General features: G+C 66.6%; 24 protein-coding genes. 2 read left to right on the forward strand and 22 right to left on the reverse strand.

What is annotated here, in order from left to right:
- The 4 genes from WIX39_RS11470 to WIX39_RS11485 form a co-directional block, all read right to left on the reverse strand.
- Entirely contained in the window at positions 1 to 516 is a 516-nt protein-coding gene (locus WIX39_RS11470; protein ID WP_081271187.1) for a YgjP-like metallopeptidase domain-containing protein, read from the reverse strand.
- On the reverse strand, positions 516 to 1,796 hold the full coding sequence (locus tag WIX39_RS11475; protein WP_409195055.1) for an Hsp70 family protein: 1,281 nt from the start codon (positions 1,794 to 1,796) through the stop codon (positions 516 to 518). The genes WIX39_RS11470 and WIX39_RS11475 overlap by 1 nt, the downstream gene beginning before the upstream one ends.
- Positions 1,793 to 3,340, reverse strand: coding sequence for a lysine--tRNA ligase (gene lysS, locus WIX39_RS11480; RefSeq protein ID WP_106935296.1), 1,548 nt, complete (start codon positions 3,338 to 3,340; stop codon positions 1,793 to 1,795). Before lysS ends, WIX39_RS11475 begins: the two co-directional genes overlap by 4 nt.
- Before the next feature lie 137 nt (positions 3,341 to 3,477).
- Complete coding sequence (locus WIX39_RS11485) at positions 3,478 to 4,122, reverse strand: LON peptidase substrate-binding domain-containing protein (RefSeq protein WP_234382732.1); 645 nt, start codon at positions 4,120 to 4,122, stop codon at positions 3,478 to 3,480.
- Between the two features lie 49 nt (positions 4,123 to 4,171).
- On the opposite strand from WIX39_RS11485, the gene WIX39_RS11490 reads away from it, so the two are divergent.
- Complete coding sequence (locus WIX39_RS11490) at positions 4,172 to 4,732, forward strand: YggT family protein (RefSeq protein ID WP_081271184.1); 561 nt, start codon at positions 4,172 to 4,174, stop codon at positions 4,730 to 4,732.
- 68 nt (positions 4,733 to 4,800) lie between these two features.
- On the opposite strand, the gene accD is transcribed toward WIX39_RS11490, so the two are convergent.
- From accD to WIX39_RS11580, 18 genes are all read right to left on the reverse strand, one after another.
- Entirely contained in the window at positions 4,801 to 5,673 is an 873-nt protein-coding gene (gene accD / locus WIX39_RS11495) for an acetyl-CoA carboxylase, carboxyltransferase subunit beta (protein WP_012746558.1), read from the reverse strand.
- 25 nt (positions 5,674 to 5,698) lie between these two features.
- Positions 5,699 to 6,544: a tryptophan synthase subunit alpha gene (gene trpA / locus WIX39_RS11500; protein ID WP_106935294.1), complete on the reverse strand. Its 846-nt coding sequence runs from the start codon at positions 6,542 to 6,544 to the stop codon at positions 5,699 to 5,701.
- Positions 6,544 to 7,830, reverse strand: coding sequence for a tryptophan synthase subunit beta (gene trpB, locus WIX39_RS11505; protein ID WP_106935293.1), 1,287 nt, complete (start codon positions 7,828 to 7,830; stop codon positions 6,544 to 6,546). The genes trpA and trpB overlap by 1 nt, the downstream gene beginning before the upstream one ends.
- 48 nt (positions 7,831 to 7,878) lie before the next feature.
- The gene (locus WIX39_RS11510) at positions 7,879 to 8,586 is read right to left on the reverse strand and encodes a phosphoribosylanthranilate isomerase (protein WP_106935292.1); all 708 of its coding nucleotides are present in this window, start codon (positions 8,584 to 8,586) and stop codon (positions 7,879 to 7,881) included.
- Entirely contained in the window at positions 8,583 to 9,395 is an 813-nt protein-coding gene (truA, locus tag WIX39_RS11515) for a tRNA pseudouridine(38-40) synthase TruA (RefSeq protein ID WP_106935291.1), read from the reverse strand. Before truA ends, WIX39_RS11510 begins: the two co-directional genes overlap by 4 nt.
- 30 nt (positions 9,396 to 9,425) lie before the next feature.
- Positions 9,426 to 12,170, reverse strand: a complete 2,745-nt coding sequence (locus WIX39_RS11520; RefSeq protein WP_409195056.1) for a FimV/HubP family polar landmark protein — start codon at positions 12,168 to 12,170, stop codon at positions 9,426 to 9,428.
- A 268-nt stretch (positions 12,171 to 12,438) separates the two neighbouring features.
- Positions 12,439 to 13,608: an aspartate-semialdehyde dehydrogenase gene (gene asd / locus WIX39_RS11525; RefSeq protein WP_106935289.1), complete on the reverse strand. Its 1,170-nt coding sequence runs from the start codon at positions 13,606 to 13,608 to the stop codon at positions 12,439 to 12,441.
- Between the two features lie 90 nt (positions 13,609 to 13,698).
- Positions 13,699 to 14,787, reverse strand: coding sequence for a 3-isopropylmalate dehydrogenase (gene leuB / locus WIX39_RS11530; protein ID WP_106935288.1), 1,089 nt, complete (start codon positions 14,785 to 14,787; stop codon positions 13,699 to 13,701).
- 36 nt (positions 14,788 to 14,823) lie between these two features.
- Positions 14,824 to 15,480, reverse strand: a complete 657-nt coding sequence (leuD, locus tag WIX39_RS11535) for a 3-isopropylmalate dehydratase small subunit (RefSeq protein ID WP_081270667.1) — start codon at positions 15,478 to 15,480, stop codon at positions 14,824 to 14,826.
- Positions 15,481 to 15,504: 24 nt separating this feature from the next.
- Positions 15,505 to 16,926 (reverse strand): 3-isopropylmalate dehydratase large subunit, encoded by a 1,422-nt coding sequence (gene leuC, locus WIX39_RS11540; RefSeq protein WP_081270666.1) that lies wholly within the window; start codon positions 16,924 to 16,926, stop codon positions 15,505 to 15,507.
- 61 nt (positions 16,927 to 16,987) lie between these two features.
- Positions 16,988 to 17,932 carry a LysR substrate-binding domain-containing protein gene (locus WIX39_RS11545; protein ID WP_409195057.1) on the reverse strand — a complete coding sequence of 315 codons (945 nt, stop codon included), beginning with the start codon at positions 17,930 to 17,932 and terminating at the stop codon, positions 16,988 to 16,990.
- A gap of 176 nt (positions 17,933 to 18,108) precedes the next feature.
- Positions 18,109 to 19,419, reverse strand: coding sequence for a citrate synthase (gene gltA, locus WIX39_RS11550; protein WP_081270664.1), 1,311 nt, complete (start codon positions 19,417 to 19,419; stop codon positions 18,109 to 18,111).
- A 24-nt stretch (positions 19,420 to 19,443) separates the two neighbouring features.
- The gene (locus WIX39_RS11555; RefSeq protein WP_081270663.1) at positions 19,444 to 19,758 is read right to left on the reverse strand and encodes a succinate dehydrogenase assembly factor 2; all 315 of its coding nucleotides are present in this window, start codon (positions 19,756 to 19,758) and stop codon (positions 19,444 to 19,446) included.
- A gap of 31 nt (positions 19,759 to 19,789) precedes the next feature.
- Positions 19,790 to 20,491, reverse strand: coding sequence for a succinate dehydrogenase iron-sulfur subunit (locus WIX39_RS11560; RefSeq protein WP_081270662.1), 702 nt, complete (start codon positions 20,489 to 20,491; stop codon positions 19,790 to 19,792).
- 16 nt (positions 20,492 to 20,507) lie between these two features.
- Entirely contained in the window at positions 20,508 to 22,316 is a 1,809-nt protein-coding gene (gene sdhA, locus WIX39_RS11565) for a succinate dehydrogenase flavoprotein subunit (protein WP_081270661.1), read from the reverse strand.
- 7 nt (positions 22,317 to 22,323) lie between these two features.
- Positions 22,324 to 22,689 (reverse strand): succinate dehydrogenase, hydrophobic membrane anchor protein, encoded by a 366-nt coding sequence (gene sdhD, locus WIX39_RS11570; protein ID WP_081270660.1) that lies wholly within the window; start codon positions 22,687 to 22,689, stop codon positions 22,324 to 22,326.
- A gap of 13 nt (positions 22,690 to 22,702) precedes the next feature.
- Positions 22,703 to 23,149, reverse strand: a complete 447-nt coding sequence (gene sdhC, locus WIX39_RS11575) for a succinate dehydrogenase, cytochrome b556 subunit (RefSeq protein WP_081270659.1) — start codon at positions 23,147 to 23,149, stop codon at positions 22,703 to 22,705.
- Positions 23,150 to 23,375: 226 nt separating this feature from the next.
- Positions 23,376 to 24,134, reverse strand: coding sequence for a GntR family transcriptional regulator (locus tag WIX39_RS11580; protein WP_106935286.1), 759 nt, complete (start codon positions 24,132 to 24,134; stop codon positions 23,376 to 23,378).
- A 183-nt stretch (positions 24,135 to 24,317) separates the two neighbouring features.
- On the opposite strand from WIX39_RS11580, the gene WIX39_RS11585 reads away from it, so the two are divergent.
- Complete coding sequence (locus WIX39_RS11585) at positions 24,318 to 25,304, forward strand: malate dehydrogenase (protein ID WP_301506779.1); 987 nt, start codon at positions 24,318 to 24,320, stop codon at positions 25,302 to 25,304.
- Positions 25,305 to 25,315: the final 11 nt, after the last annotated feature.

Raw genomic sequence — 25,315 nt, forward strand, 5'->3', positions numbered from 1 at the left:
TCAGGCGGCCGGGGGGCGCCAGAGCCGTTCCCCGCCCGTCTCCAGATGGGTCAGGTACAGCCGCAGGTCGAATTCGAGCTGCTGGTACTCCGGCTCCATGTGCATGCACAGCGCATAGAAAGCCTTGTCGTGCTCGCGCTCCTTCATGTGGGCGAGTTCGTGCACGACGATCATGCGCAGCCAGGGAAGCGGCACGTCCTTGAACAGGCTGGCCACGCGGATCTCGCGCTTGGCCTTGAGCTTGCCGCCCTGCACGCGGGACACGGTGGTGTGCGTGCCCAGCGCGTTGCGTATCACGTGCAGCTTGCTGTCGAACATCACCTTGGACAGCGGCTCGGCCTTGCGCATGAAGTCGCTCTTGAGCTCGCTCACGTAGCCGTACAGCGCGCGGTCGGTCTGGATGTCGTGCGAGCCTTCGGGGTAGCGCTTGAGCAGCAGGCCGGCGAGCCGGTCTTCGGCCATCAGCTGGCGGACCTGGTCCAGTAGGGGTGCCGGATAGCCCGCCAGGTATTTCATCAGCGTGCCGCGCGTCCGGTGCGCGCCACGCAGGCCAGGCCGGTGGCGACACCGCCGAACAGGTCGCCCTCGACCAGGTTCACGCCCGCGAAGCTCTTGCGCAGCGCATGCTGGAACGGTCGCAGGGCGGACGAGCCGCCGGTCAGGTAGATCGCGTCGAGGTCGCCGCTGCGAAGGCCCGCGCGCTTGACGCAGGCGTGGGCGCAGGCGATCACGTTCTCGAGCGGGCCGGCCAGCTGTTGCGCCATGTCGGCGGGAGACAGCGAAGCCACCAGGCCGCGCTCGGCGCAGTCGAGGTCGATGGCGGTTTCCGCATCGGTGACGGAGGCATCGATCTTGGCCGCTTCCACGGCGCTGGCGATGCGGTGGCCGTGCCGTTCTTCCAGCACGTTCATGAGGCGGTCGTGCAGGCGCGTGTCGCTGTAGCTGGTGCGCAGTTCCTTGGCCTGGCGCACCGCCTTGGCGGCGTAGAGCCAGTTGATCAGGTGCCAGGACGACAGCTCGAAGAACACTTTGCTCGGCACCTCGCGCCCCTGCGGGCCGTGGTGGCGAAAGCCGAAATGCGGCATCACGCGCTCGAGGTTCAGGCGCTGGTCGAAGTCGGTGCCGCCGATGTGCACGCCGCTGGTGGCCAGCACGTCGTCGCCGCGGTCCTCGCGCGCCGCGCGGTCGGGGCCCACGCGCACCACGGTGAAGTCTGAGGTGCCGCCGCCGATGTCGACGATGAGCACGATCGATTCCTTGGCGATGCGCTGCTCGTAGTCGAAGGCGGCGGCGATCGGCTCGAGCTGGAAGGCGATTTCGCGGAAGCCCGCCGCACGCGCCGCGACGCGCAGGCTTTCCTCGGCGCGCTCGTCGCGCTTCGGATCGTCGTCCACGAAGTGCACGGGCCGCCCGATCACGACGCGCTCGGGCAACTGGCCCAGCTCGCGGCTGGCACGCACTGCCAGCTCGCGCAGGAAGCGCGCGATGATGTCCTCGAAGCTCAAGAGACCGTCATAGATGGCGGTCTTCTCCTGCATCAGCGCGCTGCCCAGCAGGCTCTTGAGCGAACGCATCAGCCGGCCTTCGGTGCCCGAGAGATATTGCGCGACGGCGTCGCGGCCGAAGTGCGTGGTGCGGTCTTCCGAGTTGAAGAAGATCGCGGTCGGCAGCGTGGTGGCCGCGCCTTCGATGGGCAGCAGGCGGGCGACGCCGTCGACCCGGCAGGCCACGGCGGAGTTGGAGGTGCCGAAGTCGATGCCGATCGTCGGCAGCGACGACGGTGACGGCACGCTCAAGATTCCCTGCGCAGGGCGGGGAACAGGATCACGTCGCGGATGCTCGGCGAATCGGTCAGCAGCATCATCAGCCGGTCGATGCCGATGCCGCAGCCGCCGGTGGGCGGCATGCCGTATTCGAGCGCGCGCACGAAGTCGTGGTCGTAGTACATGGCTTCGTCGTCGCCGCTATCCTTGGCCGCGACCTGCGCGTTGAAGCGCGCGGCCTGGTCCTCGGCGTCGTTCAGCTCGCTGAAGCCGTTGCCGAACTCGCGGCCGGTGATGTAGAGCTCGAAGCGCTCGGTGACCTCGGGGCGCTCGTCGTTGGCGCGCGCCAGCGGCGAGATCTCGGTCGGGTGCTCCATGATGAAGGTCGGCTGCCAGAGCTTCTCTTCGACGGTTTCCTCGAAGTACATCACCTGCAGGCTGGCCAGGCTGCGCTGCGAGAGCTTGTCCTTTTCTTCGCTCAGGCCGATCTTGCGCAGTGCGGCGATGAGCCAGGCGGTGTCGTCCACGCCCTGGGCCACGCCTTCGGCATCGGTGTGCTTCAGGATGGCTTCGCGGATCGTCAGGCGCTCGAAGGGCTGGGTCAGGTCGACCGGCTTGCCCTGGTAGGTGAGCTGCTGTGTGCCCACGGCCTTGTCGGCGATGGTGCGGATCAGCGTCTCGGTGAAGTCCATCAGGTCGCGGTAGTTCCAGTAGGCCGCGTAGAACTCCATCATCGTGAACTCGGGGTTGTGCCGCACCGAGATGCCCTCGTTGCGGTAGCTCCGGTTGATTTCGAACACGCGCTCGAAGCCGCCGACGATCAGGCGCTTGAGGTACAGCTCGGGCGCGATGCGCAGGAACATTTCCTGGTCGAGCGCGTTGTGGTGCGTCTTGAAGGGCTTGGCGTTGGCGCCGCCGGGAATGGGGTGGAGCATGGGCGTCTCGACTTCGAGGAAATCGTTGGCCACCATGAACTCGCGCAGCGCGCTCACGGCCTTGCTGCGCGCGGTGAAGCGCACGCGCGCCGATTCGTCGGTGATCAGGTCGACGTAGCGCTGGCGGTACTTCTGTTCCTGGTCGGCCATGCCGTGGAACTTGTCGGGCAGCGGACGCAGGCTCTTGGTGAGCAGGCGCAGCCGGGTGACCTTGACCGACAGCTCGCCGGTCTTGGTCTTCATCAGCGAGCCTTCGGCGCCGACGATGTCGCCCAGGTCCCAGCGCTTGAATTCGGCATAGGCCTCTTCGCCCACCGCGTCGCGCGTGACGTAGAGCTGGATGCGGCTGGTGGCGTCCTGCAGCGTTGCGAAGCTGGCCTTGCCCATGACGCGCTTGAGCATCATCCGGCCCGCCACGCTCACGGAAACGGCTTGCGCGTCGAGGGCTTCGGCTTCGGTGGCGCCATGTGCCTCGACGAGTGCCGCGGCGCGGTGGCCGGGCTTGAAGTCGTTCGGGAACGCAACGCCTTTGCCCTCGACCTGCGCGGTGCGCAGCAGCTTGAGTTTTTCGCGGCGTTCGGCGATGAGCTGGTTTTCGTCGACGGCGGGCGTGGGAGGCGTAGGGGTCTTTTGATCGGACATGGGAGGCGGGTGGCGCGCAACCGGGAGCGTGCGCGGGGCTGGCATTTTAGCCCATCAGGTTTGAACCGAGACCGCCCCTGAATGCCCGTCAATCCTGCACAAAGCGCTACAAAAAATGTAGCTGCCAAATGTGATGCCTACTCGGTGATGCCCGTGCGCGCCAGCAGATCGCTCACCAGCTCCAGCCGCATCAACGGACTGTCGAGCTCCATCAGCCGCTGGCGCAGCTCCAGCTGCATCGGCACCAGCTCGCACCAGCGGTTGGCTACCCAGCCGCAGTCGTCGAGCCGGTAGGGTGTGCCGATAGGCAGCCGCACCGATTCGCCTTGCGCGCGGCGCCGTTCTTCCAGCGTGTCGAGCAGCCGCTGCAACGCGGTGGCGGTGTGCCTGAGGTCGTCCGGGATCTCCAGCGCGACGTCGTCGTTCACCGCCTCGACCTCGGCCACCCAGAGCCCGTGCTTCTGCAGTTCGGCATGGCGCACGCGGAATCGCTGCGTGCCGATGCATTCGATCTGCAGCAGGCCGCTTTGCGGCGACTCGAACTCGCGGATCATGGCCAGCGTGCCGATGCCGGCAAAGCTCTCGGTGTCGGCGCCGGCCTTGCGCACTTCGCTGCCGCTGGTGAGGCTCACCACGCCGAAGGGCGCATCGGCCTTGCGGCACTTGCCGATCATGTCGAGATAGCGGACCTCGAAGATTCGCAGCGGAAGCAGGCCGCCCGGAAACAGAACCGTGCCGAGCGGGAACAATGGCAGTGAATGCAAAAGGGGTTGTGTCGTCATCGAAGAGCCTTGCGTGGCTATCATCGCATTCCGCTCACGGCTGCGCCTCATGCTCTATCAGATTCCCTCGTTCCTTCTCGACGTGATCGTCGGCCTGCTCGGCGGCGCCTGCCTGCTGCGCCTCTACATGCAGTACCACCGGGTGCCTTTCGGCAATCCGCTCGGGCGCTTCATCTTCGCCATCACCGACTGGATCGTGCTTCCGCTGCGGCGCATCGTGCCGCCGGTGAAGCGCTGGGACCTGGCGAGCCTGATCGCGGCGTGGCTGCTGGTGCTGATGAAGTTCCTGCTGCTCTGGCTGCTGATCGGCAACCTCGGACGGATCGCGACCTTGCCGCTGGTGTCGCTGGTGGGGCTGATGCAGCTGGCGGTCTCGGGGCTGACGGCGCTGCTGGTGGTCTATGCCGTGCTGTCGTGGATTCCGGGCGCTTCCCCGATGCTGCTCGACCTCATCTCCCGCCTGGCCGAGCCGCTGGTGCGGCCGTTCCGGCGCTTCATTCCGCTGATCGGCGGCATCGACCTGTCGCCGCTGGCGGCCATCGTGGTGCTGCAGGTGATTGCCATCGTGCTGAGCAACCTGCTGGTGTTTGCCTATCAACTGACGTTCTGATCGAGCCCAACTGAAAAGGGCCCGGGTGCAATGCACCCGGGCCCTTGTCTTTTGGACGCCTGCCTGTGTCAGCTGACCGCGTCGGCCGGCTGGCGCAGCAGCATCGCCAGCGTGCTGGCAATGGTCTTGCGCAGTTCGCGGCGGTCGCTGATGAAGTCGATCGCGCCCTTGGTCTGCAGGAACTCGGCGCGCTGGAAGCCTTCGGGCAGCGTCACGCGCACGGTCGATTCGATCACGCGCGGGCCTGCAAAGCCGATCAGCGCCTTGGGCTCGGCGATCACCACGTCGCCCACGAAGGCGAAGCCTGCCGACACGCCGCCCATGGTCGGGTCGGTCAGCACGCTGATGTAGGGCAGGCCCTTCTTCGCCAGGCGCGTGAGCGCGGCGTTGGTCTTGGCCATCTGCATCAGCGAGAGCAGGCCTTCCTGCATGCGCGCGCCGCCGGTGGCGGTGAAGCAGATGAAGGGCACCTTCTGCTCGATGGCGGTTTCGACGCCGCGCACGAAGCGCTCGCCGACCACGCTGCCCATGGAGCCGCCCATGAATTCGAATTCGAAGCAGGCCACGACCACGCTGATGCTGTGCACCGAGCCGCCCATGACGACCAGCGCGTCGGTCTCGCCGGTGTTTTCCAGGGCTTCCTTCAGGCGCTCGGGGTACTTGCGGCTGTCCTTGAACTTCAGGGCGTCGACCGGCAGCACTTCCTGGCCGACCTCGTAGCGGCCCTCGGCATCGAGGAACGCGTCCAGGCGCGCGCGGGCGCCGATGCGATGGTGGTGGCTGCAGCTGGGGCAGACGTTCTGGTTGTGCTCGAGGTCGGTCTTGTACAGAACGGTCTCGCAGGCGGGGCATTTGATCCACAGGCCCTCGGGCACCTGGCGGCGCTCGGACGGGTCGGTTTGCGCGATCTTGGCGGGTAGCAGTTTTTCAAGCCAGCTCATCAGGGGCTCCTTGTGTTGGCGGTGATTATCGACCAGCCGCGTTCTTGGCCGTCGCGGCGGGCAGCGCGTCGAGCGCCTCGCGGATGCCCGCGAGGAATTCACGCACGGCCGGCACGACCTTGTCGCGGGGCTGGTCTTCGATGAGTTGAATGATCTTGGTGCCGATGATGACCGCGTCGGCGGCCGATCCGACCGCCTGCGCGGTGCGGGCGTCGCGGATGCCGAAGCCCACGCCGACCGGAATGCCCACGTGCTGGCGGATGCGCGGAATCATCTGGCCGACCGCTTCGGCGTCGAGGTGGCCGGCACCCGTCACGCCCTTGAGCGACACGTAGTAGACGTACCCGCTGGCGATGCGCGCGACCTGGGCCATGCGCTCGTCGGTGCTGGTGGGGGCGAGCAGGAAGATCAGGTCGATGCCTGCGGCCTTGAGGTCGGCGGCAAAGGCTTCGCATTCCTCGGGCGGGTAGTCGACGACCAGCAGGCCGTCCACGCCGGCCACGGCCGCGTCGCGGATGAAGGCCTTCTTGCCGTGCACCAGGTCGTAGCGCTCGACCGGGTTCGCATAGCCCATCAGCACCACGGGCGTGGTCGCGTCCTTCTGGCGGAAGGTAGCCACGATGGCCAGCACCTGCTTCATGCCGACGCCCAGCGCCAGCGCGGCCTCGCCGGCCTTCTGGATCACGGGGCCGTCGGCCATCGGGTCGGAGAAGGGCACGCCGAGTTCGATCACGTCGGCGCCGGCCTCGACCATGCCGTGCATCAGCTCGGGCGTGATGTCGGCAAAGGGAAAGCCCGCCGTGACGTACGGCACGAGTGCGCGGCGGCCGTCTTTTTTCAGCGCTGCGAAGGTTGCGGCAATGCGGCTCATCACTTGCCTCCCTTCACGCTCAGGCCGCGCATCGAGGGGCGGTCGTAGAAGTCGACGCCCGACAGGTCGGCCACCGTGCCGATGTCCTTGTCGCCACGGCCCGAGAGATTCACCAGGATGGATTGGTCCGGGCGCATGGTCTTGGCGAGCTTCATCGCATGTGCCACGGCGTGGCTGGATTCGAGCGCGGGAATGATGCCTTCCGTGCGGCACAGGTAGTGGAAGGCGTCGAGCGCTTCCTTGTCGGTGACGCCGACGTACTCGGCACGGCCGATGTCCGCCAGGTAGGCGTGCTCGGGGCCCACGCCGGGATAGTCGAGGCCCGCGCTGATGCTGTGGGTCTCGGTGATCTGGCCGTCTTCGTTCTGCAGCAGGTAGGTGCGGTTGCCGTGCAGCACGCCGGGGCTGCCACGCAGGATGGAAGCCGAGTGCTTGCCGCTGTCGAGCCCTTCGCCCGCCGCCTCCACGCCGACCAGGCGCGTGCCCGCGAACGGAATGTAGGGGTGGAAGATGCCCATCGCATTGCTGCCGCCGCCCACGCAGGCGACCACCACGTCGGGCTGCCTGCCCTCGGCCTCGCCGGTGATGCCGTCGGCGGCCAGCATGGCCGGCATCTGCTCGATGCACTCGGTGCCGATCACGCTCTGGAAGTCGCGCACCATGGTCGGGTAGGGGTGCGGGCCTGCGACGGTGCCGATGATGTAGAAGGTGTTTTCCACATTGGTGACCCAGTCGCGCATGGCCTCGTTGAGCGCGTCCTTCAGCGTCTTGCTGCCGGATTCGACGGGCACCACGGTCGCGCCGAGCAGGTTCATGCGGTAGACGTTCGGGCTCTGGCGCTTCACGTCCTGGCTGCCCATGTAGACCACGCACTCGAGGCCGTAGCGCGCGCAGATGGTGGCGGTGGCCACGCCGTGCTGGCCGGCGCCGGTCTCGGCGATGACGCGGGGCTTGCCCATGCGCCGGGCGAGCATCGCCTGGCCGATCACGTTGTTGATCTTGTGCGCGCCGGTGTGGTTGAGGTCTTCGCGTTTCAGGTAGATCTGCGCACCGCCCATTTCACGGCTGGTGCGCGCCGCGTGGTAGACCGGCGAGGGGCGGCCGACGAAGTGCTTCAGCTCGTAGTGGAATTCGGCCAGGAAGGCCGGGTCGTCCTTGAACTTCGCATACGCGTCGCGCAGTTCGTTGATCGCGTGGGTGAGCGTTTCGCTCGCGAAGGTGCCGCCGTAGTTGCCGAAATGGCCGGTGGCATCGGGTTGCTGGTAATCCTGGAATTGGCTTTGCATGGTTCTCGATCGGTGGGCCGCAGCCCGACCAACGAACGGCTGCGGCGGCTAACTTGAGAAGGACGCGTCGGCTGCCCTGACGGCTGCGACGAATTGCCGGATCTTTCCGGCGTCCTTGAGGCCCTTGTTCCCGGGACCGTCGATTTCGACGCCCGAGCTCACATCAACGGACAGCGACTTGCAGCGCGTCCGCAGGATGCGAATGCCATCGCTCACGTTTGCAGGTGTGAGCCCACCACTCAAGACGAGGTGAGCGTCGACGGCGGGTGGAAGAAGTGACCAATCGAATGCCTTGCCGCCACCGCCATAACCTTCGACATGGGCGTCGAGCAGGATGGCCTGGGCGTGGGAGTAATCGGACGCGTATTTTACGAGGTCGAAGGCGGCTCCGGCAGCCCCGAGGGGAATCCGGGCCGCGCGCATGTAACGAAAGCGCTCCGGGCCGGTCGATTCCTCGCACTGATCGGGCGTTTCCTCGCCGTGGAACTGGGCGATGGCGCCCCGCACGCGGGCGAGCGACGCGATAACCGTCGACGGGTCTTCGTTCACGAACAACAGCACCGGCGTGATGAATGGGGGCAGGCGCGAGGCCAGTTCGGCGGCGCGTTCCGGCGTTACCGCGCGGGGGCTCCCGGGGTAGAGCACGAAGCCGATGGCGTCGGCGCCGGCTTCGACCGCCGCGTCCACGTCGGCCTCACGGGTCAGGCCGCAGATCTTGATGCGGGTGCGGGTGGCTGCTGCGCTCGGGGAGGTCATGGCGGGCCATCATACGGAGCCCCGCCGGCCTGCAGAGTGGCCTCGGCCGGCAGCCCCCACTTCGCGTCGTACAACGGACCCAGGAAGTAAAGGCCGTCCGCCGAGAATGTGGGCGCCGCAACCTTGCGGCTGCGCGCCTCCAGCACCTGCGAAATCCATTCGACAGGCTCGTCGCCCCGGCCGATGCGCACGAGGCAGCCCATCAGGTTGCGGATCATGTGGTGCAGGAACGCGTCGGCCTCGAATTCGAAGTGCCAGCGGCAGCGCTCGCCGTCGCCGATGCGGGTGATTTCGATGCGCCGCAGGTCCTTGACCGGCGAGCGGGCCTGGCAGGCCGAGGCGCGGAACGAGCTGAAATCGTGCCGCCCGACCAGCAGCGCCGCCGCGGCGCGCATCGCGTCGCCATCGAGCGCATGCATCGACCAGCCGACCCGGCCCGCATCCAGGCTGGGCCGCACCGGCGACTGCGAGAGCACGTACAGGTAGCGGCGCGCCAGGGCGCTGGCGCGGCAGTGGAACTCATCGGGCACCGGTTGCGCCCATTGCACCGCGATGTCGTCGGGCAGGAAGCGGTTGGGGCCGCGCATCCAGGAGAAGGGTTCGCGCTCGACGGTGGTGTCGAAATGCACCACCTGCATGAGCGCGTGCACGCCGGCGTCGGTGCGGCCCGCGCACAGCGTGCCGATGGGCTGTGCCGCGAACTTCGAGAGCGCCGCCTCGAGCTTGTCCTGCACCGTGCGGCCCGAGCGCTGGCTTTGCCAGCCCTCGTACGCCTGGCCGTTGTAGCGGATGCCGAGCGCCAGCCTCACGAATTCAGGAACAGGAACAACGCCAACCGCTCAGCGCAGTTCCGCGAGCAGTTGACGGGCTTGCGACTTGAGGTCGCCAGCGCTTTCGGCTTCGACTTCCTCGACCAGCGAGCGCGCGCCTTCGACGTCGCCGATGGCTTGCAGTTCGCGTGCGAGGGACAGCTTGACGGCGTGGGGGCTGTCGTCGCCCTCGTCGTCGTGCGTGGAGACCGTGGGGCGTGCCACGGGTGTTTCGGCGCTGCGAGCCGGCAGGCCGGCCAGCGCGCTCATGTCGAACTCGATGAAGCCCGAGTCCGCCGGCAGCGAGTTGCGCAGCATGGCGGGGCGGGTGTTGTGCTCAGCGTCGCTCAGCGAAGAGGGGCGGGTGTCGGGCGTCAGGGCGGTCAGTGCGCCTGGCGCGGTGTCGAAGTCGTTCTCCAGGTCGACGGGCGTCGCAGCGTGGCCGTTCGACAGCAGTGCGGCGGGGCGAGCGGCCGTCGGCGCGGGCGCGTAGGCCGACTTCGGCAGGCTGGCGCCGACCGGGGCATGGCTCGGAGCCGGCGCCGGGGCGGGAGCAGGGGGCGGCGGCGCGGTCAGGTCGAGGTCGAAGTCCAGCGGTGCCACCGACGGAACGAAGGCGGGCGGAGCGACAGCCACCGGCGGCGAAGCGGGAGGCGCAGCCACCGGCTTGGCGGCCGCGGCCAAGGCGCCGGCGAAGGCGGCCGTTTCGGCGGCGCTGGCGCCACCGCCGCTGCGGCTGGCGCCGGATTCGTACAGCGGGTTGCCCGGATCGAGGTCCTTGCCCATGTCGACCACGCGCGTCCATTCGGAGCCCAGGCCGCCGGTCAGCTTGTGCACTTCGGTGGCGAGGCTTTCGTAGGCCCGCACGTCGCGCCGCTTGGCATGGATTTCGAGCAGCTTGAGATGGATCGCCGTGCGGTCGGGGTTCAGGCGCAGCGCTTCGCGCAGGATTTCCTCGGCCTGCAGGTCGCGGCCGTAGGCCAGGTAGACGTCGGCTTCGGCCACGGGGTCGACGTCGCCCGCGTCGAGCTGGCTCGGCGAGTACGACAGCGACGACACGGTGGAGTCGCCACGGTTCTTGGTGTCGACCGATTCGCCGCCGCTGGCGCCGAAGAACGAGTCCTTGGGAATGCGGCTCTCGAGGAACACGCTTTCGCTCATTTCCTCGCGGCGGCGGCCCAGCACGCGATAAAGCAGGAAGCCGACCAGCAGCGCGATCAGCGCGGCGCCGGCCAGCATCAGCGGGTTGTCCAGCAGTTCTTCGAAGAAGGTGGGCTCAGGTGGGGGCGGTGGCGGTGCCACCACCTTCTTCGGGGCCGGCTTCGGCGCGGCGGCATCGCCCGTCGGGGCGGCGGCAGCCGTCGTGGCTGCAGCATCGGTCGCGGGCGTTGCCGCAGGCGTGGTTGTTGTCGCGGGTGCGGGTGCGGGCGCGGCGGCGGCAGCGGTCGCTTCAGGCGTGGGAGCGGCGGGGGCTGCCGCAGGTGCGACAGCGGCGGCAGGTGCAGCGGCTGCAGCGGCAGCAGGGGCTGGCGTCGCGGCGGCCGGGGCCGACGGAGCTGGCGTGGGTGCCGCGGCCGGTGCCGGCGCTGGGCTGGCTGCCGCGGGTGCCGTCGTGGCAGCCGTGGACGGGGCCGGAACAGGAATGCCCGGCGCGGCGGGGGCGGCTGCCGGCGCGGCCGCACCGGTACTGCTCTTGAGCTTGTTCAGATCCTCGATGTTCTTCGACAGCTCTGCGACGCGGTTGCTCGCGTCCTGCGCCTGGCGGGCCTGCGCGACTTTTTCGTCGGCTGCGCGGGTGGAGGCGCTGCCCTGCGAGATGGTGAGCTTGTCGGGTGCGCTGGCCGCGGCGTTGCGGTCTTCGACGTTGGCCTGCAGCTTGCCCGAGGCATTGCGGCTGGCGGCCGCGACGTTCGAGGTCGGCGCATTCTCGGCCAGGCGCTGGCGGTAGGAGCCGAAGTCGCGGCTCTGCGCCGTGACGGTGCGGCGCGCCTCGGCGGCCGGCGTGGCTGCTGCCTGGGCGGCGGTCGGCAGGTCGAGCACGGCGCCCGCGCGCATGCGGTTGACGTTGCCGCCGATGAAGGCATTGGGGTTGGCGGCCAGCAGGGCCACGAGCATCTGGTCGAGCGACACGTCGGCCGGCTTGTAGGCGCCGGCGATCTTGCTGGCGGTGTCGCCGCGCTGCACCGTGACCTGTTCACCGCCGCCGCCGCCGGTACGGGCGGGGGCGCTGGCCACGGCGGGAGCTGCCGGCGCGGCGGCTGCCGGCGCGGGCGCCGCAGCGACGGGAGCCGAGGGCGCTGCGGCCACCGGTGCACGCTCGCGGCGCGCGCGTGCGGCCGGGCGCTCGACGGGCGTCGTGATCTGCGGGGCAATCGGTGCTGCCGGCACGCTCGGTGCTGCCGCCTGCCGCGTGGCCGGCGGATCGAGCAGCACGGTGTAGTCGCGCACGATCCGGCCCGACGAGCCGTTGGCTTCCAGCAGCAGGTCGATGAACGGGTCGTTGAGAGGGCGGTTGCCGCTCAGGCGCACCACGTACTGGCCGCCTGCACGACGTTGCAGGGTCGCCCGCACGTCGCTGAGCGCCGGGTTGTACGGCACGCCGGCGTTCTTGAAGGCTTCGGCCGTGGCGATGTTGATCTTCAGGCCGTCCGCCTCGTTGGCAGCGATCTCGGTCACGTCGATCTCGGCGCGCAACGGTTCGCCGAGCGCCGATTGGACCTTCAGCTGACCCAGCGCGAACGCGCTGGCGTCGCTGCTGGCGAGGCCCAGAGCCACGGCGGCCGCGGCGCCCAGAATGGAAAGGCGCCAACCGTTCGATGGCAGATGCGGGCGAGCGGCCGAAGGGCTGGCCGCAGGCAACAGATGTCTTGTCATGCTGATAGGGGGCGGCTCAGGCCCAGAATTTGTAAGAGGACGTTAGCACCATCACTACGCACTGACAAGGCAATGCGCCATTTCTACCCAGTGCGCGCATACTTACGATCACATCTTATGTTGCCTTTCGGCAACAATTTGTGTTTCAAAAGGCCCTGAGCACCCCGCATCAGGCTTCGAGCAGGATGCGCAGCATGCGGCGCAGCGGTTCCGCAGCGCCCCACAGCAATTGGTCGCCGATGGTGAATGCGCCAACGTATTCCGGGCCCATCGCCAGCTTGCGGATGCGGCCGACCGGAATGTTCATGGTGCCCGTCACCGCCACCGGCGTGAGGTCCTTGACCGTTGCTTCCCGCGTGTTCGGCACGACCTTCGCCCACGGGTTGTCGGCGGCGATCATCGCTTCGATGTCGGCCAGCGGAACGTTCTTCTTGAGCTTGAAGGTCAGCGCCTGGCTATGGCAGCGCATGGCGCCGATGCGCACGCAGAAGCCGTCGACCGGCACGGCGGCGGTGCCGAAGCCCGCGCCCTGGCCCAGGATCTTGTTGGTCTCGGCGCCGCCCTTCCATTCTTCCTTGGACATGCCCCATTCGGCATCGTCCTGGCTCTTGCCCAGGCCCAGGTCCTTGTCGATCCAGGGGATCAGCGAGCCGCCCAGCGGTGCGCCGAAGTTGGCGGTCTCGGCCGCGCTCAGGTTCTGCTGCTTGTGCAGCACCTTGCGGTCGATTTCGAGGATGGCCGACTTCGGGTCGTCCAGCAGCGCGCGCACTTCGGCGTTCAGGGTGCCGAACTGGGTCAGCAGTTCGCGCATGTGCTGCGCGCCGCCGCCAGAGGCTGCCTGGTAGGTCATGCTGGTCATCCACTCGACCAGGCCGGCCTTGTAGAGGGCGCCCACGCCCATGAGCATGCAGCTCACGGTGCAGTTGCCGCCGATCCAGTTCTTGCCGCCCTTGGCCAGCGCGTTCTCGATGACCGGCAGGTTCACCGGGTCGAGCACGATGATGGCGTCATCCTTCATGCGCAGGGTGGAGGCGGCATCGATCCAGTGGCCGTTCCAGCCCGCGGCGCGCAGCTTGGGAAACACCTCGCTGGTGTAGTCGCCGCCCTGGCAGGTGATGACGATGTCGCACTTCTTCAGTGCTTCGATGTCGTTCGCATCCTTCAGCGCGGTCTCGTTCTTGGCCATGGCCGGGGCCTTGCCGCCGGCGTTGGAGGTCGAGAAGAAGATCGGCTCGATCAGACCGAAGTCGCCTTCGGCCTGCATGCGGTCCATCAGGACCGAGCCGACCATGCCGCGCCAGCCAACGAGGCCGACCAGAGGTTGAGATGCGTTCGCCATTTCAGTTTGCCCTTATGAAAAAAGAAAAAGTTGTCTTTTTTTGCCCCCGACTCGTCGAGCCGGGGAGGGGCGTGACGAAGCGGGCTGCGGTTAGCCGGTAATCGTCTTTTTGGTGATTGCTGCAACGACCGCGTCGCCCATTTCGCGGGTGCCGACGCGCTTCGTACCTTCAGACCAGATGTCACCCGTGCGCAGGCCGGAGGCCAGCACGACCTTGACCGCCGACTCGATACGGTCGGCAGCCTCGGCTTGGTTGAGTGAGAAGCGGAGCATCATGGCAGCGGACAGTATTGTAGCCAAAGGATTGGCAACCCCCTTGCCGGCAATGTCCGGGGCGCTGCCATGGCTGGGCTCGTACAGGCCCTGGTTGCTCGAATTGAGCGACGCCGAGGGCAGCATGCCGATGGAGCCGGTGAGCATCGCGGCCTCGTCCGAGAGGATGTCGCCGAACATGTTGCCGGTGACCACCACGTCGAACTTCTTGGGCGCTTTCACGAGCTGCATGGCCGCGTTGTCGACCAGCATGTGGTCGAGCTCGACGTCCGGATATTCCTTCGCGACGTCGAGCATCACGTCTTTCCACAGCTGCGAGGTTTCCAGCACGTTGTTCTTGTCCACGCTGGTCACGCGCTTGCTGCGCTTGCGTGCCGCCTCGAAGGCCACGCGCGCGATGCGCTCGATCTCGGGGCGCGAATAGCGCATGGTGTCGAAGGCTTCCTCGGCGCCCGGGAAGTGGCCGTCGACGGCCGTGCGGCGGCCGCGCGGCTGGCCGAAGTAGATGTCGCCGGTGAGCTCGCGGATGATCAGGATGTCCAGGCCAGCGATCAGCTCGGGCTTCAGGCTCGAGGCGTCCACCAGTTCCTCGTAGCAGATGGCCGGGCGGAAGTTGGCGAACAGGCCCAGGTTCTTGCGCAGGCCCAGGATGGCCTGCTCGGGGCGCAGCGGCCGGTCGAGCTTGTCGTATTTCCAGTCGCCGACGGCGCCGAACAGCACCGCGTCGGATTCCTTGGCCAGCTTGAGCGTCGATTCGGGCAGCGGATGGCCGTGCGCCTCGTAGGCGGCACCGCCGACCAGCGCCGATTCCATCTCGAACTTCAGGTCGAGGACGTCGAGCACCTTGACCGCTTCGGCCACGATTTCGGTGCCGATGCCGTCACCCGGGAGAACTGCGATTTTCATTTTTGTCGTGTGTAGAAGAGAAGAAACGGAACGCGTTCAGGCGTTGGCCAGCATCGTATGCGCGAGCCAGGGCTTCTGCGCCAGGCGCTCGGCCTCGAAGGCCTTGATCTTGTCCTTGTGGCGCAGCGTGAGGCCGATGTCGTCCAGCCCGTTGATCAGGCAGTACTTGCGGAAGGCCTGCACGTCGAACGCGAACTCCTGGCCGTCGGGCTTCACCACCACCTGGCGCTCCAGGTCGATGGTCAGCGTATAGCCGGGGAAGGCGAAGGTCTCGTCGAACAGCTGGCCCACCTGTGCTTCGGACAGCACGATCGGCAGCAGGCCGTTCTTGAAGCTGTTGTTGAAGAAGATGTCGGCATAGCTCGGCGCGATGATCGCGCGGAAGCCGTACTGGTCGAGCGCCCACGGCGCATGTTCGCGCGACGAGCCGCAGCCGAAGTTCTTGCGCGCCAGCAGCACCGAGGCGCCTGCGTAGCGCGGCTGGTTGAGCACGAAGTCGGGGTTCGGCTTGCGGCTGGCCGGATCCTGGCCGGGCAGGCCCGGATCGAGGTAGCGCCACTCGTCGAACAGGTTCACGCCGAAGCCGGTCTTCTTGATCGACTTGAGGAACTGCTTGGGAATGATGGCGTCGGTGTCGACGTTCTCGCGGTCCATCGGCGCCACGAGGCCCTTGTGCACGGTGAATTTCTGCATGTGATGTCTCCAGGTCAGGCCAGATCAGGCAAAAGTGCGCACGTCGACGAAATGGCCGTGCACGGCGGCGGCGGCGGCCATGGCCGGGCTCACGAGGTGGGTGCGGCCGCCGGCGCCCTGGCGGCCTTCGAAGTTGCGGTTGCTGGTCGATGCGCAGCGCTCGCCGGGTTCCAGGCGGTCGGCGTTCATGGCCAGGCACATCGAGCAGCCGGGCTCGCGCCATTCGAAGCCCGCGGCCTTGAAGATCACGTCGAGGCCTTCGCGCTCGGCCTGTTCCTTCACCACGCCCGAGCCGGGCACGACCATGGCCAGCTTCACGTTCTTCGCGACCTTCTGGCCCAGCTTCTTGACCACGGCGGCGGCTTCGCGCATGTCTTCGATGCGGCTGTTGGTGCACGAGCCGATGAACACCTTGTCGATGAAGATGTCGTTCATGGCCTTGTTGGGCTCCAGGCCCATGTAGACCAGGGCGCGCTCGATGGCGCCGCGCTTGCTCGCGTCCTTCTCCTTGTCGGGATCGGGCACGCGGCCGTTGATCTCGACCACCATCTCGGGCGAGGTGCCCCAGGTGACCTGCGGCTGGATCTGCGTGGCGTCGAGCTCCACCACGGCATCGAACTTCGCGCCCGGGTCGGACTGCAGCGTGCGCCAGTAGCTCACGGCCTGCTCCCACTCCACGCCGGTGGGCGCGAGCGGGCGGCCCTTGACGTAGCTGATGGTCTTCTCGTCGACCGCCACCAGCCCGGCGCGCGCACCGGCCTCGATGGCCATGTTGCAGACCGTCATGCGGCCTTCCATGCTCAGGTCGCGAATGGCCGAGCCCGCGAACTCGATGGTGTAGCCCGTGCCGCCGGCGGTGCCGATCTTGCCGATGATGGCCAGCACGATGTCCTTGGCCGTGCAGCCCAGCGGCAGCTTGCCCTCGACCTTCACGAGCATATTCTTCGCCTTCTTGCCCAGCAGCGTCTGCGTGGCCATGACGTGCTCGACCTCGCTGGTGCCGATGCCGTGCGCCAGCGCGCCGAACGCGCCGTGCGTGGAGGTGTGCGAGTCGCCGCAGACGACAGTCATGCCCGGCAGCGTCGCGCCCGATTCGGGGCCGATCACGTGCACGATGCCCTGGCGCTTGCTCAGGAACGGGAAGAACGCGGCGGCGCCGAATTCGGCGATGTTGTGGTCCAGCGTGGTGACCTGTTCCTTGCTGGTCGGGTCGGCGATGCCTTCGTAGCCGCGCTCCCAGCCCGTGGTGGGCGTGTTGTGGTCGGCCGTGGCCACGACCGAGCTGATGCGCCACAGCTTGCGGCCGGCTTCGCGCAGGCCTTCGAAGGCCTGCGGGCTGGTGACTTCATGCACCAGGTGGCGGTCGATGTAGAGGATCGCGGTGCCGTCTTCCTCGGTGTGGACGACGTGTTCGTCCCAGATCTTGTCGTAGAGCGTGCGTGCCATGTCGGTCTCTTTGTCTTTCGTGGGGAAATGGATTGTCCGTGTGTGCGGCTGCAATGTGGGTTCAGGCCGCGAGTTGTTCTGTCGCGTCCACGGCGGCGTGCAGGTGGTTCACCAGCGACCGCGCGGCCACCGGCAGGGTGGAGAAATCGCGCGCCACGAGGCGGATCTCGCGTGCCGCCCACGCGTCGTTCAGGGCGATGCTCGCCAGGCCGCGGCCGATGCCGTTCTGCATCAGCTCGAAGGCGCGCTGCGGCATCACGCCGATGCCCAGGCCGTTCTCGATCATCCGGCACATGGCGTCCAGGCCCGTGACGTGGATGCGCAGCTTGATGCTGCGCCCGGCATTCAACGCCGCCTCGTGCATGGCGACGTAGATCGAGCTGTTGGTATGCAGGCCGACGTGGTCGAAGTCGAGCGAGTCGATGAAGTCGATGGCGCCTTGTGCGGCCAGCACGTGGCCGGTGGGCACGATGAGCGCAAGGCGGTCGTGCCGGTAGGAAAGGCTCTGCAGCTCGCCCGCGCCGCCGGCCACGTGGCACACGCCGAGGTCGGCCGCGCCTTCCTGCACCGCACGGATCACCTCGCTGCTCAGGTGCTCCTCGAGGTCGATCTTGATGGCCTCGTGCGCCCGCGTGAACACGCCCAGGTCTTCGGGCAGGAACTGCACGATGGCCGAAATGTTGGCATGCACCCGAACATGGCCGCGAACGCCGTCGGCGTATTCGCTGAGCTCCCCCTGCATCTTCTCGAGGCTGTAGAGCACCGAGCGCGCATGGTGCAGCAGGCTTTCGCCGGCCGGCGTGAGATCGACGCCGCGCGCATGGCGGTAGAGCAGGGTGGTGCCCAGCGTGGCTTCGAGGTCGGACAGCCGCTTGCTGATGGCCGACGCCGCGATGAACTCGCGCTCCGACGCGCGGCCGATGCTGCCCAGTTCGCAAACGGCCACGAACAGCTGCAGCGACGTGAGGTCGATGCGGCGGGCGAAGTTGCGTTCTGAGGTGCTCATGGGGCTTGGGCATCGCGGCTGGCGATGAGTTGGCTATTTTCTTCTTGTTTTCCCCATAGAGCCATCGTGATATGCGATGGCCTCAGTGCCAACTGGCGAAGAGCGTGGGCCGGCAGTGGCCTCCAAACGAAAAAAGCTGCCCGGAGGCAGCTTTTCAAAGGTCGAGCAGCGCTCGATCAGCGAGCCGAGATCGGCTTCACGTCACGCTTCGGCGAGCCTTCGAACAACTGGCGCGGGCGGCCGATCTTGTACTCGGGGTCGCCGATCATTTCGTTCAGCTGGGCGATCCAGCCGACCGTGCGGGCCAGCGCGAAGATCGCGGTGAACAGCGGCACCGGGATGCCGATGGCGCGCTGCACGATGCCCGAGTAGAAGTCGACGTTCGGGTACAGCTTGCGCGACACGAAGTACTCGTCTTCCAGGGCGATCTTTTCCAGTTCCTTGGCGAGCTTGAACAGCGGGTCTTGTTCCAGGCCCAGCTCGGTCAGCACTTCGTTGCAGGTTTCCTGCATCAGCTTGGCGCGCGGGTCGTAGTTCTTGTACACGCGGTGGCCGAAGCCCATGAGCTTGACGTTCGAGTTCTTGTCCTTGACCTTCTTGATGAACTCGCCGATCTTCTCGACGCCGCCTTCCTTCTGGATGTCGTACAGCATGTTGAGTGCTGCTTCGTTGGCGCCGCCGTGGGCAGGGCCCCAGAGGCAGGCCACGCCGGCCGCGATGGCCGCGAAGGGGTTCGTGCCCGACGAGCCGCACAGGCGCACCGTCGAGGTGGAGGCGTTCTGCTCGTGGTCTGCGTGCAGGATGAAGATGCGGTCGAGCGCGCGCTCGAGCACCGGGTTCACCTTGTACTCCTCGCACGGCGTGGCAAACATCATGTGCAGGAAGTTGCCGGCGTAGCTCAGGTCGTTCTTCGGGTACATGTACGGCTGGCCGATCGTGTACTTGTACGCCATGGCCACGAGCGTGGGCATCTTCGCGATCAGGCGGATCGCGGCGATCTCGCGGTGCTCGGGATTGTTGATGTCCGTGCTGTCGTGATAGAAGGCCGACAGGGCGCCCACGAGGCCGGTCATGATGGCCATCGGGTGGGCATCACGGCGGAAGCCGCGCAGGAAGAACTGCATCTGCTCGTTCACCATGGTGTGGTTCGTCACGACCTTGGTGAAGTTTTCCTTCTTGGCCTGGTCCGGCAGTTCACCGTACAGCAGCAGGTGGCAGGTCTCGAGGAAGTCGCAGTTGGTGGCCAGCTGCTCGATGGGGTAGCCGCGATACAGCAGTTCGCCCTTGTCGCCGTCGATGTACGTGATGGCCGACTGGCAGGCGGCGGTCGACATGAAGCCCGGGTCGTACGTGAACATGCCGGTCTGTGCGTACAGCTTGCGGATGTCGATCACGTCGGGGCCCACGGTGCCCTTGTAGATCGGCAGGTCGACGCTGTCGCCGCCGTTGCTGAACGACAGCGTGGCCTTGGTATCGGATGCTTTCATTTCGGTTTACTTTCAGAGGTGGATTCAGGACGAAGGAGAAATTGCGGGCCGCTGCGCGCCGTCGGTGCGCATCAGCTGCAGCAATGCGACCACCTCGGCCCCGGCCCATTCGGGCTCGGGCTCCTTTCTGCACAGAAGGAGGTCGAGGAGATCGTTGTCCGACAGGTCCATCAGTGTCTCCATCGCTCCCGCCTGACCCACGGTCATGCGGGATTCGTGTCGCTCGAAGAAGCGGGCGATGAACAGGTCGTTCTCGAGCAGTCCGCGCCGGCAGCGCCATTTCAGCTTGCTCAGCGCACGTTCGCTGAGCGGCTGGTCGAGGTCGGCGGCGGGTTGCATGGTGGCGTCTCTAGGCAATATGGATCAGGTATCAGATGGCGCGGCGCACCATCAATTCCTTGATCTTGCCGATGGCCTTGGTCGGGTTCAGGCTCTTCGGGCACACGTCCACGCAGTTCATGATCGTGTGGCAGCGGAACAGGCGGTACGGGTCTTCCAGGTTGTCCAGGCGCTCGGCGGTGGCTTCGTCGCGGCTGTCGGCGATGAAGCGGTAGGCCTGCAGCAGGCCGGCCGGGCCCACGAACTTGTCGGGGTTCCACCAGAAGCTCGGGCAGCTCGTGGAGCAGCTCGCGCACAGGATGCACTCGTACAGGCCGTTGAGCTCTTCGCGCTCTTCGGGCGACTGCAGGCGCTCCTTCTCGGGCGGCACGCTGTCGTTCTGCAGGTACGGCTTGATCGAGTTGTACTGCTTGAAGAACTGCGTCATGTCCACGATCAGGTCGCGGATGACGGGCAGGCCCGGCAGCGGCTTGAGCACCACGGTGCCCTTGAGCGTGTTCATGTTGGTCAGGCAGGCCAGACCGTTCTTGCCGTTGATGTTCATCGCGTCGGAGCCGCAGACGCCTTCGCGGCACGAACGGCGGAACGACAGCGTCGGGTCCTGCGCCTTGAGCTTCATCAGGGCGTCGAGCAGCATGCGCTCATGGCCGTCGAGTTCGATCTCGACGGTCTGCATGTAGGGCTTGGCGTCCTTGTCGGGGTCGTAGCGATAGATCTGGAATGTGCGCTTCATCGTATGTTCCTAATTTTTAGAATGTCCGGACCTTCGGGGGCACCGAGGCGACCGTCAGGGGCTGAAGCTTGACCGGCTTGTACGACAGGCGGTTGTCTTCGCTGTACCAGAGCGTGTGCTTCATCCAGTTGGCGTCGTCGCGGCCGAGCGGCGCGACCGGGTCGTCCGCCGGGCGTTCGTAGTCTTCCACCGTGTGCGCGCCGCGGCATTCCTTGCGGGCTGCTGCGGAAACCATGGTGGCCTGCGCCACTTCGATCAGGTTGTCGACTTCCAGCGCTTCGATGCGGGCGGTGTTGAACACCTTCGACTTGTCCTTCAGGCCGATGGCCTTGACGCGCTCGCGCACGGCGGCGATCTTGACCACGCCTTCGTCCATCGAGGCCTGCTTGCGGAACACGGCGGCATGTTGCTGCATGACGGCGCGGATCTCGCCGGCCACGTCCTGGGCGTATTCGCCGGTGGTGGTCGACTCGAGGCGGTTCAGGCGCTCCAGCGTGCGGTCGGCCGCATCGTTGGGCAGGGGCTTGTGTTCCTTGAGCTTGTCGTTGAACTCGACGATGTGGTTGCCGGCCGCGCGGCCGAACACCAGCAGGTCGAGCAGCGAGTTCGTGCCCAGGCGGTTGGCGCCGTGCACGCTCACGCAGGAGCATTCGCCCACGGCGTAGAGGCCGTTCACCACGGCGCTGTTGTCCTCGCCCTTCTGCACCACGACCTGGCCGTGGATGTTGGTGGGGATGCCGCCCATCTGGTAGTGGATGGTCGGCACGACGGGGATCGGTTCCTTCGTGATGTCGACGTTGGCGAAGTTGACGCCGATTTCGTACACCGAGGGCAGGCGCTTGTGGATGGTGTCGGCGCCCAGGTGGTCGAGCTTGAGCAGCACGTAGTCCTTGTTGGGACCGCAGCCTCGGCCTTCCTTGATTTCCTGGTCCATGGAGCGCGAGACGAAGTCGCGCGGCGCCAGGTCCTTCAGCGTGGGCGCATAGCGCTCCATGAAGCGTTCGCCGTTGCTGTTCAGCAGGATCGCGCCTTCGCCGCGGCAGCCTTCGGTCAGCAGCACGCCCGCGCCGGCCACGCCGGTCGGATGGAACTGCCAGAACTCCATGTCCTGCAGCGGGATGCCCGAGCGTGCAGCCATGCCGAGGCCGTCGCCGGTGTTGATGAAGGCGTTGGTCGAGGCCTGGAAGATGCGGCCCGCGCCGCCGGTGGCCAGCAGCACGGTCTTGGCCTGCAGGATGTGCAGGTCGCCGGTTTCCATTTCGAGGGCGGTCACGCCGACCACGTCGCCTTCGTCGTCACGGATGAGGTCGAGCGCCATCCATTCGACGAAGAACTGGGTGCGGGCCTCGACGTTCTTCTGGTAGAGCGTGTGCAGCATCGCGTGGCCGGTGCGGTCGGCCGCGGCGCAGGCGCGCTGCACAGGCTTCTCGCCGTAGTTGGCGGTGTGGCCGCCGAACGGACGCTGGTAGATGGTGCCGTCGGGGTTGCGGTCGAACGGCATGCCGAAGTGTTCGAGCTCGTACACGACCTTCGGTGCTTCGCGGCACATGAACTCGATCGCGTCCTGGTCGCCGAGCCAGTCGGAGCCCTTGATCGTGTCGTAGAAGTGGTAGTGCCAGTTGTCTTCGCTCATGTTGCCGAGCGAGGCGCCCACGCCGCCCTGGGCAGCGACGGTGTGCGAACGGGTCGGGAACACCTTGGAGAGCACGGCCACGTTGAGGCCGGCACGTGCGAGTTGCAGCGAGGCGCGCATGCCGGAGCCGCCGGCACCGACGATCACGACGTCGAACTTGCGCTTGGTGATTTTTTCTTTTGTGTAGGTCATGGTGGGGTCAGATCTTCCAAAGCACTTGAATGGCCCAACCCGCACAACCGACAAGCCAGACGATGGTGAAAATTTGCAGCACGAGACGGATGGCGACGGGCTGGACGTAGTCCATCCACACGTCGCGCATGCCGACCCACACGTGGTAGAGCAGGGCGACGATCACGGAGAACGTCAGCACCTTCATCCACTGCGCCGCGAAGATGCCGGCCCAGAGGTCGTAGCCGATGGGGCCGCGGGTGAAGATCAGCTGTGCGAGCAGCACGATCGTGAAGAGCGCCATCAGGCCGCCCGTGATGCGCTGGCTGAGCCAGTCGCGAAGACCGTAGTGCGCGCCGACGACGATGCGCTTGGAGCCGTAGTTCACAGACATGGTTGGCTCCTTCTCAGTACAGGCCGAACAGCTTGGCGCCCAGCACCAGCGTGAGGATGATGCTCGCGCCCAGCGTGAAGAGGGCGGAGGTGTGGCCGAATTCCTTGGTCACCGCGGAGTGGCTCACGTCCATCCAGAGGTGGCGCAGGCCGGCGATGAAGTGGTGCAGGTAGGCCCAGATGAGCGCGAGCGCGACAAGCTTGAAGAACCAACCCGGAGCGAAGCCGATGCCGACGTTGAAGGCGCCCTTGAATTTCGCGAACGAGTAGTCGGACGACAGCGACGTGTCGAACATCCAGATGATGAACGGCAGCAGCAGGAACATGAGCACGCCGCTCACGCGGTGCAGGATCGACACGATGCCTGCCGGCGGAAGCCGGTAGGTCGTGAGATCGGTGAATGCGTTGATGTTCCGGAATTCGCGGCGCGGTGGCCGGGGAGGATTTGCAAGCTCTGTCATGAGGGGAGGGCTTTCGTGGCTTGGATGACTTGTTCTGAGAGCGAACGCTTTTGTTTCTTATGCGGAAGTGCAAACAACGCAAAATTCTATTGCAATGCACCATCGGGCAGCGGACGCGCATGAGTCAGCGCACCGTTGCAGTCGGATGCTATTGACTTCGTAGCATGCGGTGCATGTTGCGCGCGCACGCTGGCGCGCCGTGATTCGGCCTTTGTCTGCATCGGGGTCAGCCCAGCTGGTTCCTGTAGTGGTGCGTGTCGGTGCGATAGAGCCCGCGGCGCAATTCCATGGGCATGTCATGGTAGGTGTGCGCCACGCGTTCCACGCTCAGCAGGGGCATCTGCGGCGTGACGTCGAGCAGCGCGGCCTGTTCGGCATCGGGCAGCACGGCGCGGATTTTTTCTTCGGCCCGCACCATGCGCACGCCGAACTCGGTTTCGAACAGCGCGTACATCGGCCCCGGCCACGCGCGCAGCCGCTCGGCCGTGAGGCCCTTGAAGGGCGTGCCGGGCAGCCAGAGGTCTTCGAGGATGGTCGGCACGCCGGCGTAGGCCAGCACGCGGCGCACCTGCAGCACGGCGTCGCCGGTGCGCAGGCCGAGGGCGCGGGCCACGTCGGCCGACGCGCGCAGGCGCTTGCAGTCGACGATGGTGCGCACCGCGGGGCCTTCGCTGCTGGGATCGCCGGCATCGGGCACGAGCTTGAGGAAGCGGTACTGCACGTGCTGCTCCGCATGCGTGGCGACGAAGGTGCCCTTGCCCTGGCGGCGCACCACCAGGTTCTCGGCCGAGAGCTCGTCGATGGCCTTGCGCACCGTGCCCTGGCTCACCCGATAGCGCACGGCCAGGTCCATCTCGCTGGGGATGGGCTCGCCCGGCTTCCACTCGCCCGCCTGCAGGCTCTGCAGGATCAGGGTCTTGATCTGCTGGTAGAGCGGACTGAAGGACGGCGTCGCGGGCTCGTCGAGTGTTGTGGGCGTGTTCATGGCAGCGGTGGGGTGCGCCGTGGCGGTGCCCCCGAGGATATCTTATATAAGACATAAGACGGGGCTTATTGAATCGGCTTAAAATGCGGCCGGTCTCGCGCTGCGGGAGGGTATTTCACCCCGCAGAACCCTGGCGCCCCACGAGAGCGCCGACACCGTTTCATCACCTTCTGGAGTCTTCCCATGAGCAAAAAACCCGTCCGCGTTGCCGTCACCGGTGCCGCCGGCCAAATCGGTTACGCCCTGTTGTTCCGCATCGCATCCGGCGAAATGCTCGGCAAAGACCAGCCGGTCATCCTGCAACTGCTCGAAATCCCCGACGAGAAGGCCCAGAAGGCGCTCAAGGGCGTGATGATGGAACTCGACGACTGCGCGTTCCCGCTGCTGGCCGGCATGGAAGCCCACGGCGACCCGATGACCGCCTTCAAGGACGCCGACTACGCACTGCTGGTCGGCTCGCGTCCCCGCGGCCCCGGCATGGAACGTGCCGAACTGCTGGCCGTCAACGGCGCCATCTTCACGGCGCAAGGCAAGGCTCTCAACGCCGTCGCCAGCCGCAACGTCAAGGTGCTCGTGGTCGGCAACCCGGCCAACACCAATGCCTACATCGCCATGAAGAGCGCACCCGACCTGCCGCGCAAGAACTTCACCGCCATGCTGCGCCTGGACCACAACCGCGCCGCCAGCCAGATCGCCGCCAAGACCGGCAAGGCCGTGGCCGACATCGAGAAGCTCACCGTGTGGGGCAACCACTCGCCCACGATGTACGCCGACTACCGCTTCGCCACCATCAACGGCGAAAGCGTCGCCAAGATGATCAACGACCAGGAATGGAACGCCAACGTGTTCCTGCCGACCGTCGGCAAGCGCGGCGCGGCCATCATCGAAGCACGCGGCCTGTCGTCGGCTGCCTCGGCTGCCAACGCCGCCATCGACCACATGCGCGACTGGGCCCTTGGCACCAACGGCAAGTGGGTCACCATGGGCATCCCGTCGGACGGCCAGTACGGCATTCCGAAGGACGTGATGTTCGGCTTCCCCGTCACCTGCGAAAACGGCGAATACAAGCTGGTCGAAGGCCTCGAGATCGACGCATTCAGCCAGGAACGCATCAACAAGACGCTGGAAGAGCTCGAAGGCGAACGCGCCGGCGTTGCCCACCTGCTGTAAGCCATCCGCAG

The sequence above is a fragment of the Variovorax sp. AB1(2024) genome, from assembly GCF_037482385.2.
Classification (GTDB): domain Bacteria; phylum Pseudomonadota; class Gammaproteobacteria; order Burkholderiales; family Burkholderiaceae_C; genus Variovorax.